Source organism: Bacillus sp. TH17, assembly GCF_016651125.1.
Classification (GTDB): domain Bacteria; phylum Bacillota; class Bacilli; order Bacillales; family Bacillaceae_G; genus Bacillus_A; species Bacillus_A mycoides.
In genome coordinates this window covers 1,255,803-1,271,380 of sequence record NZ_JAEKEN010000001.1, presented here as the reverse complement: position 1 = coordinate 1,271,380, position 15,578 = coordinate 1,255,803, and the positions used below count along the sequence as shown (strand labels likewise).

16 protein-coding genes and 2 pseudogenes are annotated in these 15,578 nt (G+C 33.6%); 8 read left to right on the top strand and 10 right to left on the bottom strand.

Annotated features, from left to right (window positions below; genetic code table 11):
- Positions 1 to 13: 13 nt before the first annotated feature.
- Positions 14 to 478: a YaaR family protein gene (locus JFT95_RS06425; RefSeq protein ID WP_002141107.1), complete on the bottom strand. Its 465-nt coding sequence runs from the start codon at positions 476 to 478 to the stop codon at positions 14 to 16.
- 143 nt (positions 479 to 621) lie between these two features.
- Between JFT95_RS06425 and JFT95_RS06420 the strand changes: the two are divergent.
- Both JFT95_RS06420 and JFT95_RS06415 read left to right on the top strand, forming a co-directional pair.
- Positions 622 to 1,118: pseudogene (locus JFT95_RS06420) on the top strand (flagellar motor switch protein FliG).
- Between the two features lie 38 nt (positions 1,119 to 1,156).
- On the top strand, positions 1,157 to 1,939 hold the full coding sequence (locus JFT95_RS06415; protein WP_201053599.1) for a CheR family methyltransferase: 783 nt from the start codon (positions 1,157 to 1,159) through the stop codon (positions 1,937 to 1,939).
- 38 nt (positions 1,940 to 1,977) lie between these two features.
- Here the strand turns inward: JFT95_RS06415 and JFT95_RS06410 are convergent, their stop codons facing one another.
- The 7 genes from JFT95_RS06410 to JFT95_RS06380 all read right to left on the bottom strand — a co-directional run bounded on the left by JFT95_RS06410 (position 1,978) and on the right by JFT95_RS06380 (position 10,123).
- Positions 1,978 to 2,694 carry a hypothetical protein gene (locus JFT95_RS06410; protein ID WP_002012062.1) on the bottom strand — a complete coding sequence of 239 codons (717 nt, stop codon included), beginning with the start codon at positions 2,692 to 2,694 and terminating at the stop codon, positions 1,978 to 1,980.
- A gap of 27 nt (positions 2,695 to 2,721) precedes the next feature.
- Positions 2,722 to 4,086 carry a transglycosylase gene (locus JFT95_RS06405; protein WP_201051736.1) on the bottom strand — a complete coding sequence of 455 codons (1,365 nt, stop codon included), beginning with the start codon at positions 4,084 to 4,086 and terminating at the stop codon, positions 2,722 to 2,724.
- A 29-nt stretch (positions 4,087 to 4,115) separates the two neighbouring features.
- Positions 4,116 to 5,762, bottom strand: coding sequence for a flagellar motor switch protein (locus JFT95_RS06400; RefSeq protein ID WP_113938436.1), 1,647 nt, complete (start codon positions 5,760 to 5,762; stop codon positions 4,116 to 4,118).
- A gap of 208 nt (positions 5,763 to 5,970) precedes the next feature.
- On the bottom strand, positions 5,971 to 7,941 hold the full coding sequence (locus JFT95_RS06395) for a chemotaxis protein CheA (RefSeq protein WP_002141100.1): 1,971 nt from the start codon (positions 7,939 to 7,941) through the stop codon (positions 5,971 to 5,973).
- Between the two features lie 129 nt (positions 7,942 to 8,070).
- Entirely contained in the window at positions 8,071 to 8,439 is a 369-nt protein-coding gene (locus JFT95_RS06390; protein WP_000940577.1) for a response regulator, read from the bottom strand.
- A 150-nt stretch (positions 8,440 to 8,589) separates the two neighbouring features.
- Positions 8,590 to 9,267: an OmpA family protein gene (locus tag JFT95_RS06385; protein ID WP_002012067.1), complete on the bottom strand. Its 678-nt coding sequence runs from the start codon at positions 9,265 to 9,267 to the stop codon at positions 8,590 to 8,592.
- Positions 9,268 to 9,289: 22 nt separating this feature from the next.
- On the bottom strand, positions 9,290 to 10,123 hold the full coding sequence (locus JFT95_RS06380) for a flagellar motor protein MotP (RefSeq protein WP_201051734.1): 834 nt from the start codon (positions 10,121 to 10,123) through the stop codon (positions 9,290 to 9,292).
- A gap of 172 nt (positions 10,124 to 10,295) precedes the next feature.
- Between JFT95_RS06380 and JFT95_RS06375 the strand changes: the two are divergent.
- Positions 10,296 to 10,897, top strand: a pseudogene (locus tag JFT95_RS06375) (HD domain-containing protein).
- A 38-nt stretch (positions 10,898 to 10,935) separates the two neighbouring features.
- On the opposite strand, the gene hfq reads toward JFT95_RS06375, so the two are convergent.
- Both hfq and JFT95_RS06365 read right to left on the bottom strand, forming a co-directional pair.
- The gene (gene hfq, locus JFT95_RS06370) at positions 10,936 to 11,124 is read right to left on the bottom strand and encodes an RNA chaperone Hfq (protein WP_002012071.1); all 189 of its coding nucleotides are present in this window, start codon (positions 11,122 to 11,124) and stop codon (positions 10,936 to 10,938) included.
- A gap of 55 nt (positions 11,125 to 11,179) precedes the next feature.
- Positions 11,180 to 11,398: an aspartyl-phosphate phosphatase Spo0E family protein gene (locus JFT95_RS06365; RefSeq protein ID WP_002141097.1), complete on the bottom strand. Its 219-nt coding sequence runs from the start codon at positions 11,396 to 11,398 to the stop codon at positions 11,180 to 11,182.
- A 295-nt stretch (positions 11,399 to 11,693) separates the two neighbouring features.
- On the opposite strand from JFT95_RS06365, the gene JFT95_RS06360 reads away from it, so the two are divergent.
- The 5 genes from JFT95_RS06360 to JFT95_RS06340 all read left to right on the top strand — a co-directional run bounded on the left by JFT95_RS06360 (position 11,694) and on the right by JFT95_RS06340 (position 15,511).
- Positions 11,694 to 11,810 (top strand): YjcZ family sporulation protein, encoded by a 117-nt coding sequence (locus JFT95_RS06360; RefSeq protein WP_000007805.1) that lies wholly within the window; start codon positions 11,694 to 11,696, stop codon positions 11,808 to 11,810.
- Between the two features lie 194 nt (positions 11,811 to 12,004).
- On the top strand, positions 12,005 to 12,472 hold the full coding sequence (locus JFT95_RS06355; RefSeq protein ID WP_088039090.1) for a VOC family protein: 468 nt from the start codon (positions 12,005 to 12,007) through the stop codon (positions 12,470 to 12,472).
- A gap of 6 nt (positions 12,473 to 12,478) precedes the next feature.
- The gene (locus JFT95_RS06350) at positions 12,479 to 13,693 is read left to right on the top strand and encodes an MFS transporter (protein WP_201051732.1); all 1,215 of its coding nucleotides are present in this window, start codon (positions 12,479 to 12,481) and stop codon (positions 13,691 to 13,693) included.
- A 128-nt stretch (positions 13,694 to 13,821) separates the two neighbouring features.
- Positions 13,822 to 14,271 carry an ArsR/SmtB family transcription factor gene (locus tag JFT95_RS06345; protein ID WP_000461279.1) on the top strand — a complete coding sequence of 150 codons (450 nt, stop codon included), beginning with the start codon at positions 13,822 to 13,824 and terminating at the stop codon, positions 14,269 to 14,271.
- 19 nt (positions 14,272 to 14,290) lie between these two features.
- Positions 14,291 to 15,511 carry an MFS transporter gene (locus JFT95_RS06340; protein WP_201051731.1) on the top strand — a complete coding sequence of 407 codons (1,221 nt, stop codon included), beginning with the start codon at positions 14,291 to 14,293 and terminating at the stop codon, positions 15,509 to 15,511.
- Positions 15,512 to 15,578 lie beyond the last annotated feature (67 nt).

Genomic DNA, 15,578 nt, shown 5'->3' with positions numbered 1-15,578 from the left:
AGCTTCCTTTCCTTTACAAGACTAAATTTACAATCAAACCATGAATTTCTCCAATTTGATTTAACATTTCTAAATGCCCTGTTTTCGTATTAATTAAATTCATAACATCTTCTAACTCAGTTAATCCCATTTCAGCTTGTTTTACGATCGTCATTTTCTGCGAATATCCGTAACGCGGATGACGAGACATAACATCTTTATACTGCAATACGTTATCAACGTAAAAATTCAAAAATGATTTTACAGTATTTTTGTATTCCATTACATTATCGAGCGTTAACTCTAATTCGATTTTCTCTTTAATTTCTCCAATGTTATCAACAAGTGCTTCCATTTGTTCTAACAATTTATCGTTTTTCGGATCTGCATGCAAATTATCCGAAAAAGCAAGTCCTGTCCTGACATTTGCTTCTTTCGGCATTTGAGTAGCAGGCGGTATATGCGATAAAATTGGATTATGCGAGATAGAACGCAGCATATATATCACCTATTTATTTTTTTATTTCCTTCTAAACTTAATCGTAAAATCTAGTTATTTATAATTATACTCTGTACAATGATATTTTGCAGTTATTTTTTATAGAAGATATGTTACAATTTAGCATGAGGTGGCACAAATCTATGAATATTTTTCTTTGTGGTTCAAATCAATTAACAGCATTAGATCAGGAAGAAATAAAAAAATTTTTAATTGACTATGCTCACAAACATAAAATTTACATATTATGTTATAAATCTATTGAAAATGAGGTTCTTCGTTTCTTCATTGAAAACGAAAGACTTGCTCAAAATTTATGTCTTTACACACTACAACCGTTACAAGTATTAACAGACGAATTTCAAGAAGTCGTTGATTACTTAAAAAAACACGGAGCCGAGTATATTGCTTTTGATCATCCTTCCGAATCCATTTATCGATCAGATTATATGTTTTTTGTAAAGCAAGTTGTCGAAGATACCAATTTAGTTCTCTGTTTTTATAACGGAGATAAACATACGTCTGTCATTCCCGTTGACGTTGCAAAAGAAGCAGGAATTGATGCTGTTATTTATGATTTACCAGGCTTACATGAAAAGCAGATGAAAAAAGCTTTGAACAAAAAATTCGTATGATGTAAAGGGGAGGCACAATATCGTTATTGTGCCTATTGTAAATATGATAACTGAACAAGATTATAATCAATTTGTCGTAAGTTTTAAACAGCACTTTAATATGGATATCGCTTCCTATAAGCAAGATAGAATGCGCCGAAGAATCGACGCTTTCATTTCGAGAAAAGGTTTTGAAAATTACACAAATTTTTTAAATAATTTACGCATCGATCAAACGTTATTTTTAAGTTTTATTGACTATATTACAATTAACGTATCAGAGTTTTTCAGAAATAAAGAGCGCTGGCAAACGTTAGAGACGAAAGCTCTACCAAAGCTACTTGAACAAAATAACGGTAAATTAAAAATTTGGAGTGCTGCTTGCGCTGCCGGTGAAGAACCATATACACTTTCTTTAATATTATCGAAGCATCTAGCTCCGTTTCGTTATGACATTCAAGCAACGGATCTTGATTTTCATGTTTTAGAAACTGCAAAACGTGGTCAATATACAGAACGCTCTTTGAAAGAATTACCTAATGATTTAAAACAACGTCATTTCACAAAAGAAGATGATACATATATATTGCATCAAAATATTAAACAGCAAGTTACATTTAAACAACATGATTTATTAATGCAGACATTTGATACGAACTACGATTTAATCATTTGTCGAAATGTAATGATTTACTTTACAGAAGAAGCAAGAATAAAGCTTTATGAAAAGTTTAGTCGTTCTTTACGAAAAGGCGGCGTACTATTCGTTGGTAGCACAGAACAAATTTTAACACCCGAACGCTACAACCTTCAGCGTTTTGATACATTCTTCTACGAAAAAATATAGAAAAAGGTCGTCATAATTGAAATGGCGACCTTTTTTTATTATATAATACGAATCAATATGATACCTATAACCCATATAAAGAGAAATAGAGCTGTAACAGACCATTTATGCTCTTGAATCGTATGTTTCAACGCATGAGATAATTGCGTCATATTCATTTCTGCAAGTGCTCTCCACACGCTCACATCACGTTCTTTAGAAATACGATCTGTACCGCTAATTAAGATTGTTTCATTAGACAATTTCGTCATGTAAGCTGTAATAACCGTTATCATTAAATTTATATTTCCTTCTGAAGAATCACTTTCCACTCTAGAAATGAGAGCACTTACGTCAAGTAAAGGAATATGTACTTTTCGCCCGAATGAAAGCTGTACTTCAGCGAAATCATACGTCCCATCGAGTAACGGAATATCTTTTATATACGCTTGCTTAATAATTCCTTGTAAACTTCTAACAATTTGTTCATATATTTTTTCCGATTGCTTTCCTTCCTCGGACAACATATGTAACTTTGAGAACAACTGCAACACCGTATCCATTTCCTTAGAAAGCATTTCTTTTACAATCTTTCCATCACCTAAACTCGCAAGTAGAATCCCTATTTCATTATTGTTCGAAATGATTTGGGACCGCCCGGTAAACACAAGATTACTCCGTTTTCGCTCTTTTTGAATTTCATGTTCTGAAATAGCTGCAGGCTGTTTTAATGGGTGTAGCGTCTTATTTTCAATTGTAGTACGTTTAATTTCCATCTAAGCGCCTCCACTACTATCAAATTATTAGCCCCACTCTTTATTACTCTTTAAAACTAAAAATAGTACAAATAATCCTGACATAACAGCAAACACATTAGAAGCCTGTACTCCCTGCTCACTTTTTTCCTCTTTCTTTTCTTGTTGTTCTTCTATTTTCTCTTTCTTTTTAGAAACGACTTGATTTTCATTTTTGCTTTTTTTCTCTTTATGAGCCTTCACATTATTTACTTCCTTATTGTCTGTCGCTGGCTCTTTTATAACGTAGTTGATTTCCTCTTTCTCTTTCAACGGCTCTTTTATAAAATAGTTTACTTTCTCGTCTTGCTTTGGAATTTGAATAACTGGAAGTTTTTCTTCTGGAAGCGGCATCTCTATTTTCGGATCTTCCTGCTTCTCAATTTCTTTCTTATCTTCTACTTCATTTTGATTCTCTTGCTCTTCTATCTTTTCATCATCTTTCACTTTTTGTTCGATGATAGAAACGATATATTCACTCTCTGTCACAAGTTTGTTACCTGCCCCATCTGTTACTTCCACAATAAGTTGATGCGGCCCAACAGGTAAAGCTTCTGTTATTTCAAATATTTTCTGCCAATCCATGTCGCGTTTATTATAGTCTAATAAAAAAGTAATATCGTTACCGTCTTCTTTTCCTTTTAATATAACGCGCACTTCTTTAACAACCGATTCTTTATCTACCGTTTGTACTCGTATATGAACGGATTCTCCCTTTTTCCGTTCAATTAAGTTCCCTTTTGCCTCATCAATACTAACTTTCTCTAACTTTGGCAATTCTTTATCTATAGTTGGTGCTTCATTGTTTATACGAATGAGCGGGACATTTAATTCGTTCTCTATTACTTCTTCCTTCTCATCTTCTTTATAGCTTTCAACAAGCCTAAGGTTCCAATCACCTTGTAAATCATATATTCCGGCCTTATAATTAGCGATCCATCGCTTCGTTACTTCTTCATACTCAAAAGATATTATTCTCTCTTGTCTGTACTGCTCACCATTTTTTTGTAATTGTAATATACCTTTTACACTTTGAATGTTTTTTTCATTTGATTCTACAGCAATCCGCACTTCTTCGCCAACCTTTAGCTCCTGCTTATTAACTGTAATAACCCCTCGGTCTGTTTCTATCGTTCTTTCTTCTTTTTTTTCTTTCCCTTGCTCATTTTCTACTGCTTTTTTTTCATCTTTAACCGAGGGCATTTCCACTTGTTCTGGCTGTTCCTGAACTTCTTTATTTTTTCCCTCTTGGTCATTCATTTCGCTTATATTTTGATCTTGTACACTTTTTTCTTCTGCCTGCCCTTGAGATGGTAAAATTATACATATATGTAAGAATAGCCAACTAACTAGAAAAAACTTTACGTTTTTCATCTATTTGTTCAAACTCCTATTTTGACGCCTTATAGCGATTTCGTCATTTTTACTCCGAAAAACCCATCTACATTTACAAGTTCTCCATACGCCACTAATACATCGTTCACATAAATTTGAATCGGTTCATCAATATCTTCATCAAGTACGACCGCTTCATTTTCTTGTAGACTTAAAATATCTTGAATTGTTCTCACTGTACTTCCAAATACAAATTTAACATTCATTTCTACATTTTGTAGAATAGATGTATCCATATATACTGGCTCAACTTGCTTGACTTCTTTATATTCAATTGGCTGTACGACTGGTGCAGGAATTTCTTCCTCTTCAACAACTTCCTCAACTATTTCTTCTTGCTCTTCCACCATCGGATATAGAAGTCTTCTAACCATTTCTTTCGCTTCTGATATCGGTAGTATTTGATACATCTTTGATTGAAGGAGATCACCAATTTCAAGATTAAAAGTAATTTGAACGAGTTCGTCAACTGCCATCGACTCTCCCAAATACTCCATTTCTTCTTTTAAAGAAACAAATTTAACGTCTGGTGGTGTCATATCCATTTTTTCTTTAAACATTTCTGACATCGCTGTTGCAGCATGCCCCATCATTTGGTTCATAATTTCTTTAATGCCACTTAACTCTAATTCACTTAGCTCTTTCTCCGGATCAATTTCACCCGTTCCCATCATCATTAAATCTACCATTGTTAAAGCAACATCTTTCGTAAATACGAATACATTCTCATTTTTTAGTCCTTCAACAAAATCGACATTTAAAATAACAAACGGAACCGGTACTCCTTCATAATGACGAACATTAATCGCCTCTACATTTGGTGTACTAATAGTGACAGGCTGATTTAAAAGCGTCGATAGTACTGTTGAAGCCGAACCGATTGAAATATTCGCAATTTCACCAAGCACATCTTTCTCTTCTTGTGTTAATTGCTCTTTTTCTACATGCTCTTCTACAATCTCAGTTTCCTGCACTTCCGTCGGCTCATCTATTTCTTCTTCCACACCACCAGATAATTGTAACAATTTATTTATCATTCGCTTCGCATGTTCAACTGAAACAACCTGTACAAGCTGAGAATTCACAAGATTATCTATTTTTAATTCAAACGATACTTTAACAACCATATTATTCCCATTAATACCAGAAATCTTCTCCATCTCTTCTGTAAGTTGCACAACTTTAATTGTTGGCGGAGACATGTCTACCGTATCTTGGAAGAATTCTGACATAGATGTTGCTGCGAATCCCATCATTTGATTCATAGCTTCTTGTACTGCACTTAGCTCTAATTCACCAAGCTCTTTTCCCTCTTCAACTTCACCTGTTCCCATCATCATTAAATCAGCAATAGATAAAGCAACATCTTGTTGAAGAACAAGAAGATTTTCCATATCTAATCCTTTTGTGAAATGGATATTTAATACAACATGTGGAATTTCAACATCACTTGTATCATATAAATCTACCAATTCTACTTGAGGAGCAGTAATACTTACTTGCCTATTTAAAATTGTTGATAATACAGTCGAAGCTGAACCAAATGATATATTAGCAATCTCACCAAGAATATCGCATTCTTGAGGCGTTAAATGTTCATTTTCTTTTTCTAGCACAATTGTGCCAGTATCCCCTTTTGTGTGTTGCTCAGGCATTTTTCCTGCCTCCTCATTTTTGTTTTTCTATCAAATGATTTAAACTCTCTATTACACTCGTTATATTTTACCAAACTTATCATCCGAATTGTGAACATGTATTTATTTCCACAATATGTGTAAACGACGGCTTTCATATACTTATATTATTAGTTCTACCCAAAAAGCTCCCCAATTGTATACAAGTGGGGAGCTTCCTTCATTCCTATTATAAACCTTCTGGGTTTAAAATGAGGACCACTCGTCCATCACCGAGAATTGTCGCACCAGAGAAATAGTTAGAACTCTCTGCAAAGAAATCACCTAATGACTTTAAAACTATTTCTCTTTGACCGATAATTGTGTTTACGATAAGTCCATAGCTACGATGTGTATTACGAACAATTAACACAGGAACCATTTGACTATCATATGATGCGAACGCCTCATCTACTGTTTTTTCACCAAATACAGTACTTAAATGTTTCACTTCAATAATTTGATTGCGATAGTTTAAAACGTCTTTCCCTTGTAACGATTGTATGTCTTCTTTCTTAATTCGAATGGCTTCAGCAATATTGCCAAGAGGCAAGGCATAACGCTTATCATTTGTTTGAACAAGCATTGATTGAATAATAGACAATGTTAAAGGAAGTTCAATTCTGAATGTACTTCCTTTTCCTTCTTCAGAATCAATAATTAAATGCCCACCTAAACTATGAATCGTATGTTTAACAACATCTAATCCAACCCCACGTCCAGAAAGGTCAGATACAACTTCCGCTGTACTAAATCCCGGTTGGAAGATAAGATCAAACACTTCACGATCCGTTAATTTATTTGCCTCTGATTCCGTTACAACACCATTTTTTATCGCTTTTTCTAATACTTTTCCTTTATGAATACCATTTCCATCATCAGTAATTTGAATTACGACATGATTTCCACTATGAAACGCCTCTAATTTAATAGTACCTGTCTCATTTTTCCCGGCATCACGTCGGTTTTCGACAGTTTCAATACCATGATCAATTGCATTACGAATTAAATGAACGAGTGGATCACCAATTTCGTCAATAACAATTTTATCAACTTCAGTATCTTCACCTTTAATTTGTAAATCGATTTTTTTACCTAAATCTTTCGCTAACATACGTACCATACGCGGAAAACGATTGAAAACCGTTTCAATCGGTACCATACGCATATTTAATAATACATTTTGGATATCTTTTGAAATATCCCCTAATCGATTTAAATGCTCAATTAACTCTTTATTTTGAATCGTTTCTGCTAATTCATCAATTCGTCCACGCTCAATTACACTTTCTTCAAACATATTCATTAATCTTTCGATTTTTTCTAACTGAACACGAATAGAACGATTCTCTACTTTAGCATTTTTCGTTTTTGTAGTACTTTTAGCCGGTGTAGTACTAGCTGTTGGAGTTCGTGCCTCTAGAGATGGATCCAGCTGCGTTGCTGCAATAGATTGTACGATTCCTTCTTCAGCTATATTTCCTTGCTTCACTTCTACTTTCTCAATTTCAGAAACGTGAAGCACCACCTGTTTCAATTCTTCAACACTACGATCAGTATCCATATATACTGTAAACTCAAATCCAAAAGCATCCGCTTCGATTTCTTCAATGCTTGGAACCGTTTTTTGTATATCCCCTACATTTTGTAATGCTTCAATACACATAATGGCACGTACTGCTTTTAAAATGGCTTGTTGTTCGACGGTTATATATACTTCATGTGAAACTGTATCATCATTGTTTATACTACTTTGCTCTACTTGTTCCATAGAAGCTTCTACATTCCCATTTAATAATGCTTCTAATTTATGCTTTGTAGATACAACATCAATATTACCCATTCCGCCCTGCTGCACATCTGTAACCATCTTTTCTAAATTATCAATGCACTCAAAAATAACATCAATAATATTAGCATTCACCATCATATTTCCGTGACGGATTTCGTCTAAAACATTTTCCATCTTATGAGTTAAATCTGCCATTTCTGCAAATTCCATACTCGCAGACATACCTTTAAATGTATGAGCTGAGCGGAATATTTCCCCTACAACACCCATATCGGCAGGATTCTGTTCTAAATTTAGCACATTTTCATTTAGCGACTGTAAATGTTCTTCTGCTTCTTCAAAAAATATATTTAATAGATCTGTTTGCATTTTAATCCCCTACCTGTCTAACAAACATTTCATTTATGTATAACAATTTAGTGTTTTATAACGAGAAAAAAGGGGGCCACACGTCTATCCGCTATCATTGATTTGATTCTTTGTGGCACCCCTTCTATATTAGCTATTTGCTACTTTTGTTAAAGCTTCGATAACACGATCGGCTTGGAATGGCTTTACAATAAAGTCTTTTGCCCCGCCTTTAATTGCATCTAATACCATACCTTGTTGTCCCATTGCAGAACAAATAACAACCTTTGCACTCGAATCAATTTTCATAATTTCTTTTAATGCTTCAAGTCCGTCCATTTCTGGCATAGTAATATCTAGTGTTACAATATCAGGTTGAAGTTCTTTATACTTTTGAATCGCTTCTACCCCATTCTCTGCTTCACCGATAACTTCAAATTCTGAATTACTTTTTAATAAGTTTTTAATCATTGTTCGCATAAACATTGCATCGTCTACAACTAAAATTTTATGTGCCATTCTTTTTGGTTCTCTCCCTCTATGTATAAATATATCTTAATATTTCACCTTATCATTCTCACTCATTATACAAAATAAAACGAGAAAATTTAATATTTTTTTAAAAGAATTTCTGTATTTTTATTATTTTATTAATAAAATGGAAATATATTATTCTTTAATATATATTACAACGCGCCGGTTTTTCTCCCAATTTTGCGGTGAATCATTTGATGCTACTGGTTTTGTGTCCGCATATCCTACCGCTGCTAATCGTTTATCATCTACATTATACACTTCAATTAAGTGGTGAATCATATTAGCTGCTCGTGCTGAAGATAATTCCCAGTTGGAAGGAAATTTTTCATTATGAATCGGTCTACTATCTGTATGTCCTTCTACAACAATTGGGTTTGGTACCGATTGAAAGAACCCTACTAATTGACTAATTACTTCTTTTGCTTCCGGCTTAACATTCGCATCGCCTGTATCGAATATTAAGTTATCTACTATAACGATGCTAACACCTGTATCTTCTCGATATACATTCACTTGACTAACACCATTATTATCTACATATGCTTTTAACTTTTTATACAATTCATCCATTCGCTTTTTTGAAACTGCTTTTTCATCATTTTTTTCATGTGAAATATCTGGTATTGTACCTTCCATTACTTTCGCATCCACTTGTTCTGCATCACTAAACTTTTCAAGCATCTTCGATAATTTTACTGTATCTTGTTTTGATGTAGCAACTAATAGTACAAAAAAAGTCAATAACAACATCGTTAAATCAGTAAAAGTCGTCATCCAACGAGGCGATCCTTTTTGCGGTCGTTTTATCATCACCATACCACTCCTTGAAATATTAGGCTGCTCGTTTTTCTTTTTTTATCTTCGTTTCATATACGTATGTATCAAGTTTTAACTTTAACTTAGAAGGAATTTGTCCTCGGTAAAGCTCTGTGATTGCTTCTATTACAAACTTCTTCTCTGTATACAAATCTTCAATGCTACGATACACTTTTTCAGATAACGGTATTGCAATCATGTTTGCAATAACAGATCCATACAATGTCGTCAACATAGCAACTGCCATTCCTGTACCAATTTGCGATGTATCTTGCAAGTTTTGAAGCATAATAATAAGACCAATTAAAGTTCCTATCATACCCCACGCTGGAGCGAAATCACCAATCTTATCTAATAATGTTGCTCCTTTTCTTAACTCATATACTTCTGTTTCAACATCTCTCATTAATACTTCTTTTAATTCTGCTTCATCATATCCACTTAACATTAAACGAATCCCCTTTTGAATAAAAGGATTGTCTACTTGCTCTCCATCAACTTCTAACGAGAGTAAACCATGTTTTTTAGACTTCTTTGAAAAATCAACGAACAAATCCGTTAACTGTTCTAGATTTTCCTCTCTTCTATGTAAAACAGTAAAAATACTTTTCGTATATTTTTTTATTTCTCCAAATCTATATGCCACAATAATTGTCGCTGTTGTTCCCCCTATAACGATCAAAATAGATGAAACATCTAAGAAATTTTTAAAAGCTTTTATTCCACCACCGCCAAGCATGATCGCTGCAATTAAAATAACGAAACCTACTACAATGCCAAAGGGGCTAGAAATATCAAACTTCCTTTTTTTCCTTTGCGGTCTAGCTAATCCTTGATTTTCGTCTCCCATATTCCTGCCCTTCCTTTTTCGTTTTCGTAAAACATTTTTTTATTTTAATAATGCGTTTTCACATATAACAATCATTATACGCGTATCATCTATTTATCGCAATATACTCATTAAATTGACACATTTCATTTCTATATTAGAATCATAGTATGGAAATATGAGGAGGATCACGATGGAACATAACATTTTACAAGTCATTGCATTAGCAGAAAAACTAAAATATGAAATGCGACATAGTTGGCTTTCTAACGGACGTCAAGAAAGTGTTGCTGAACATACGTGGCGTATGTCCCTAATGGCTATCTTAGTTGAGCCTTATTTGGATCAAAAAGTAAATATAGAAAAATTACTTAAAATGGTTATTATTCATGACCTTGTCGAAGCAGAAGCTGGTGATATTCCTGCCTTTGATACGATGAATAGCCGTGAATTACAATTACAAAAACAGAAAAATGAGCTAGAGGCCATTTTAAATATTAAACGTACACTAGAAGGTCCTCTCGGCGTGGAATTATACGATTTATGGATGGAGTTCGAAGCGAAAGAAACGTATGAAGCAAAAGTTGCTAACGCACTTGATAAACTTGAAGTGAAAATTCAGCATAACGAAGCTGATATTGATACTTGGCTACCAATTGAGCATAAAATGACTTTCCAAGTTGGTAAACATACAGATTTTGACTCTTTCTTATCTAGATTACAAAAAATCATTGAACAAGACGGAGAAAAAAATTACTAGCTGCTGGCATTGACGTTGAAGCATGTAAACAATAACCATTTAATTATGAAATAAGACACTCAAAATGAGTGTCTTATTTCATAATTGTTGATATTGCCTGCTTATAAATAAGTTGTTGTTTTCCATCTACTAATATTAATACTGTAAATCTATCTACTCCAACTACTTCCCCTACTATTCTTACTCCGCTCTTTAAAAATATAGTAACTGCACCTTTTTCTTCTTTTATTTGTTTATACAACTCTTCTTGTAAATGTTCCAATAACTGTTCTCTCCTTTATCAGTAAATAATCCTAATATAAAAAATTAAAGATTAATCACTTACATACTTTGCCTTTTATATTCATAAACTTATTAATTAGTATATCTAAATCTCGACTAAATAACAAAACTTTATCATGATCTAATCCATGCCTAGCAACAAGTTGAATTAACTCTTTCTTTTTGTGTTCTATTTTATTGTGTAATTGTCCCATCTCCATCTCTATACTAAAACTCCCTTTTCCCATAATATTACTTGTAAAATTATAGTACATTTCCACTCATAAAAAAATAAAAAAATGGCTTTTTTTACAAATTTTATATTTATGAAAAGAAATTTTAATGTAATTGTAAGTTACATACCCCTTTCATTTGCAATACATTCACCTAGTATACACTTCCACATTGTTTTACCATTTCGCTATGAAACAAAGTAAATATCACATTTAAATCCGATCACAGGCTCTTGTCTAATTAGAAGTAAGACTTGCTCCTTTTCTAAATAAAAACATATCTTATAAAGTAATCCATTAGTTATATAGATTAATTTCCTAAAAAGGAGGAAAAAACATGAGCTTTGGTGGTAGTTGCGCTGGTTTCGGCGGTGGATTTGCTTTACTCATCGTGCTATTCATCCTTCTAATCATTATCGGATGTAGCTGTTGGGGTGGCGGCGGAGGGTTTTAAATATAATACGTATCCTTTTCGCTAAACTCTAAATGAATGAAATATGTTAACTAAAAACTATATGAAAACAGCTCATAATTGAGCTGTTTTTTCATACTTTCGTATGAGTTTATTCTCCTTCTATTTTGCGATTTCAATAAACAAAACATCGTTTACTATTGAATAAGAAAACGTTTTTACTAAGGAGGATTATAATGATTAAAGGTCTTTATGAAGCACATTTACCTGTCTGTAATTTAGAAATTTCGATACCTTTTTATGAATCACTAGGGCTGAAATTATATAAAAGAGACAAAGATATCGCCTTCTTTTGGATTGTAGAAAATGCAAGTTGGATTGGTCTTTGGGAAGGAAAAGAATACAAAGTCAATTATCATCCAGCCTTACGACATATCGCCTTCCAAGTAAGCTTACACGATTTAGAAAACGCAATACACTGGCTCAAACAGAAAGGAATTTCAGCACGAAAAGACTTTGGAATGGAACCAATTGAACCAATCGTTTTTCCAGAATTAGCACACGCCTCCGTATATTTTAACGATCCTGATGGAAATAGTTTAGAATTCATTACACAATTGCCTGTTGGACTACCTAAAGCAGAGAAAATGTATTTAAGTGAATGGAAAAAACAAGTACAGGCATCACTTATAGATAAGGTTTAATTTCTCATGTCAATTTCTTATTACAGGCTTCTTAAAACAAATACAAACTTCAAAAGACTATTTTTCGGTCAAACATTAAGTGTACTTGGGGATTGGTTTCATACTGTCGCTTTATTAACACTCGTCTATAACATAACAGAATCTTCATTTATGTTAGCACTCACCTTTATGAGCAAAGGGTTACCTCAACTTCTTCTGAGCCCATTCATAGGCGGAATTGTAGATCGTTTTTCAAAAAAGAAAATTATGATTTTTACCGATATTTTACGAGGAATTATCGTCCTCACTTATTTATTAGCATTCTACAAGATTGAAATTATTTTCGTTTCTAATATATGTTTAGCGGTACTCTCTTGCTTATTCGAGCCTGCTAAGCAATCAACCCTAAAAAATATCGTACATCAAAAGCATTTAGTAACCGCTAACTCTCTTTCTAGTACAATCAATGGTTTTATGTCTATTATGGGAGCCTCTTTAGGTGGGCTCATTGCACAATCTTTAAGTATCGAGATTGCCTTTTTTATTAATAGCCTATCATACTTTATTTCAGCCTATATTATTTATAAAATAAAGATCCCTTCTCGTGACACTTTTAGCACGAAAAAAGCATTTTTTACTGATATAAAAGATGGTTATACATACATATTACAAAGAAAAATTATTTTATCATTAATTCTCGTCGGAATTTCATGGGGAATTATTGGAGGTGCTTATCAACTACTCTTAACAATCTATGCCGAAAGAATTTTCCACTCTAACATTGGAATTTTATATACGGTTCAAGGGGCTGGACTTATGATTGGTAGCCTTCTCGTTAACCTATATATATCTAAAAATGAAGACAAAATGGAAAGAGCATTTGGTTGGGCCTATTTACTACAAGGAATTTTCTTTCTCGGATTCGTTCTATCCGATCAACTTATTATCGGTATCATTACATTACTCTGTATGCGTATAGCAGGAGGAATCATCGTTCCACTTGATACGACATTGCTACAAATGTATACAGAAGAAAACATGATTGGTAAAGTTTTTTCATTTCATTATTCCATTTATGGATCTCTTATTCAGTTATCTATGTTTATAACAGGATGGCTTTTAGAAATTCTTTCTCCGCAAGTTATTGGTAGCCTGTTAGCTATATGCTGTATTTTCGTTAGTTTTATATGGCTGTTCTTGTTTTATCATGGGGAGCTTAGTGAAGAATCTACTATCACTTAATGGCATGTATATGTACATGCCATTTTTATTTATGTCGAAATTCACAAGAAAAAGGCGATTTATTTCTCTTACAATCTAATTTTTTAGAACGTACAATAAATTTAGATTAAAAGAAAGGAGCTAACATAATGTTTGAGGATCGACTTACCATTTCAGCAGAACAACAAAAGCTAATTTCCAATGCAACTCGCATTCAAATCCTTCACCTTTTAAAAGACGAAACACTCACTGCAAAACAAGTATCTACTAAACTAAATAAATCTGCTGGTAGCGTTCACTATCACATCCAAATTTTATTTGACGGAGGCTTACTTGAATTAGTAGATACAAAGGAAAAACGGGGGATTATTGAAAAGTACTATAAAGCAAAATCTGCTCACTTCTATATTGAAGAAGCAGGCACTGAAGGAACAAATACAGGGAGCCATATTGTATCTCATTTATTTTTAACTCCAGAGGAATTACAACAACTCACTTGGGAAATCTCACAAGTTTTATTACGCTGGGAAAGCAAAACCGCTCGTCAATCAGCCTCAGAAGAAGAATACGCTATTTCCTGCCGGATAAAAAAACAATGAAAGAAAGGTCCATATACCCATGAAAAATAAATTATTATTATTGTCGGGCACAGGCATTTCTCGTTTAGGAGATTTTATGTACCTCATAGCTCTAAACTTAATGGTGTTAAATAGCACAAACTCTCCCGCTGCTGTAGCAGGCCTATGGATTGTCGGTCCAATTGCCACCGTTGTTACAAAAATATGGTCTGGTAGTATTGTAGATCGATTAAATAAACGGTCAATTATGCTCATCACAGATATAATTCGAGCAGCTCTCATTGGCTGTATTCCACTATTTGATTCTATTTGGGTCATTTATATTTTTATCTTTTTAACTCGCATTGCTACATCATTTTTCGATCCAGCTTCATTTACTTATAAAACAATGCTCATACGAGCTGAAGAGCGCGCTCAATTCAACGCTTGGAATAACTTTTGTACAAGCGGGGCTTTTATTATCGGTCCAGCCCTTGCTGGAATACTTCTCACCACGTACTCAGCATCCTTTGTTATTTACTGCAACTCACTTTCATTTCTACTTTCTACCATTCTCATTTACTTCTTGCCAAACATTACATTACAAACAAAGCAAAACGAAGAGGTTTCAAATACTTTCTTACAAACATTACGAAGTGATTGGAAACAAGTTTTTTCATTCGCTCGAACGGAAACTTACATAATTCTCATATTCGTTTTATTTCAAGCTACTATGCTTGTTTCTATGGCACTCGATTCACAAGAAGTTGTTTTCACAAATCAAGTACTGTTTTTATCCGATATAGAATATAGTATGCTTGTTAGTATAACTGGTGCTGCTTACGTTTGCGGTTCATTTCTCGTCTCTCTCTTTGCCAAACGATTAGCAATTCAACATTGTATCGGATTAGGTATGATTTTCACAGCAATAGGGTATGTAATTTTCGCCTTTTCAAATTCATTTATAGTCGCAGCAGGCGGTTTCATTTTACTTGGCATTTCTTCATCATTTGCTGGTACTGGCTTTATAACATTTTATCAAAATAACATCCCTGTACATATGATAGGACGTATCGATAGCGTGTTTGATTCAATAAAAAATTTCATTCAAATCTTTTTCATTTTAGCAATTGGGGCATCCGCACAATTTCTTTCCGTTCAAATTACTGTAATAAGTAGCTCGTTACTCATTCTTTTCCTTTCCTGTTTATTAGCAATCCGGGTAATGACGCCTTCACGAGAAAAATATTTTAAAGCTACAGGATCATCTTTGGAATATTAACCGCAACATAAAAAGTGGCTATTTTTCCGCTTTTCATCCCGCTATTTGCCGGGCAGTAAGATCCCGA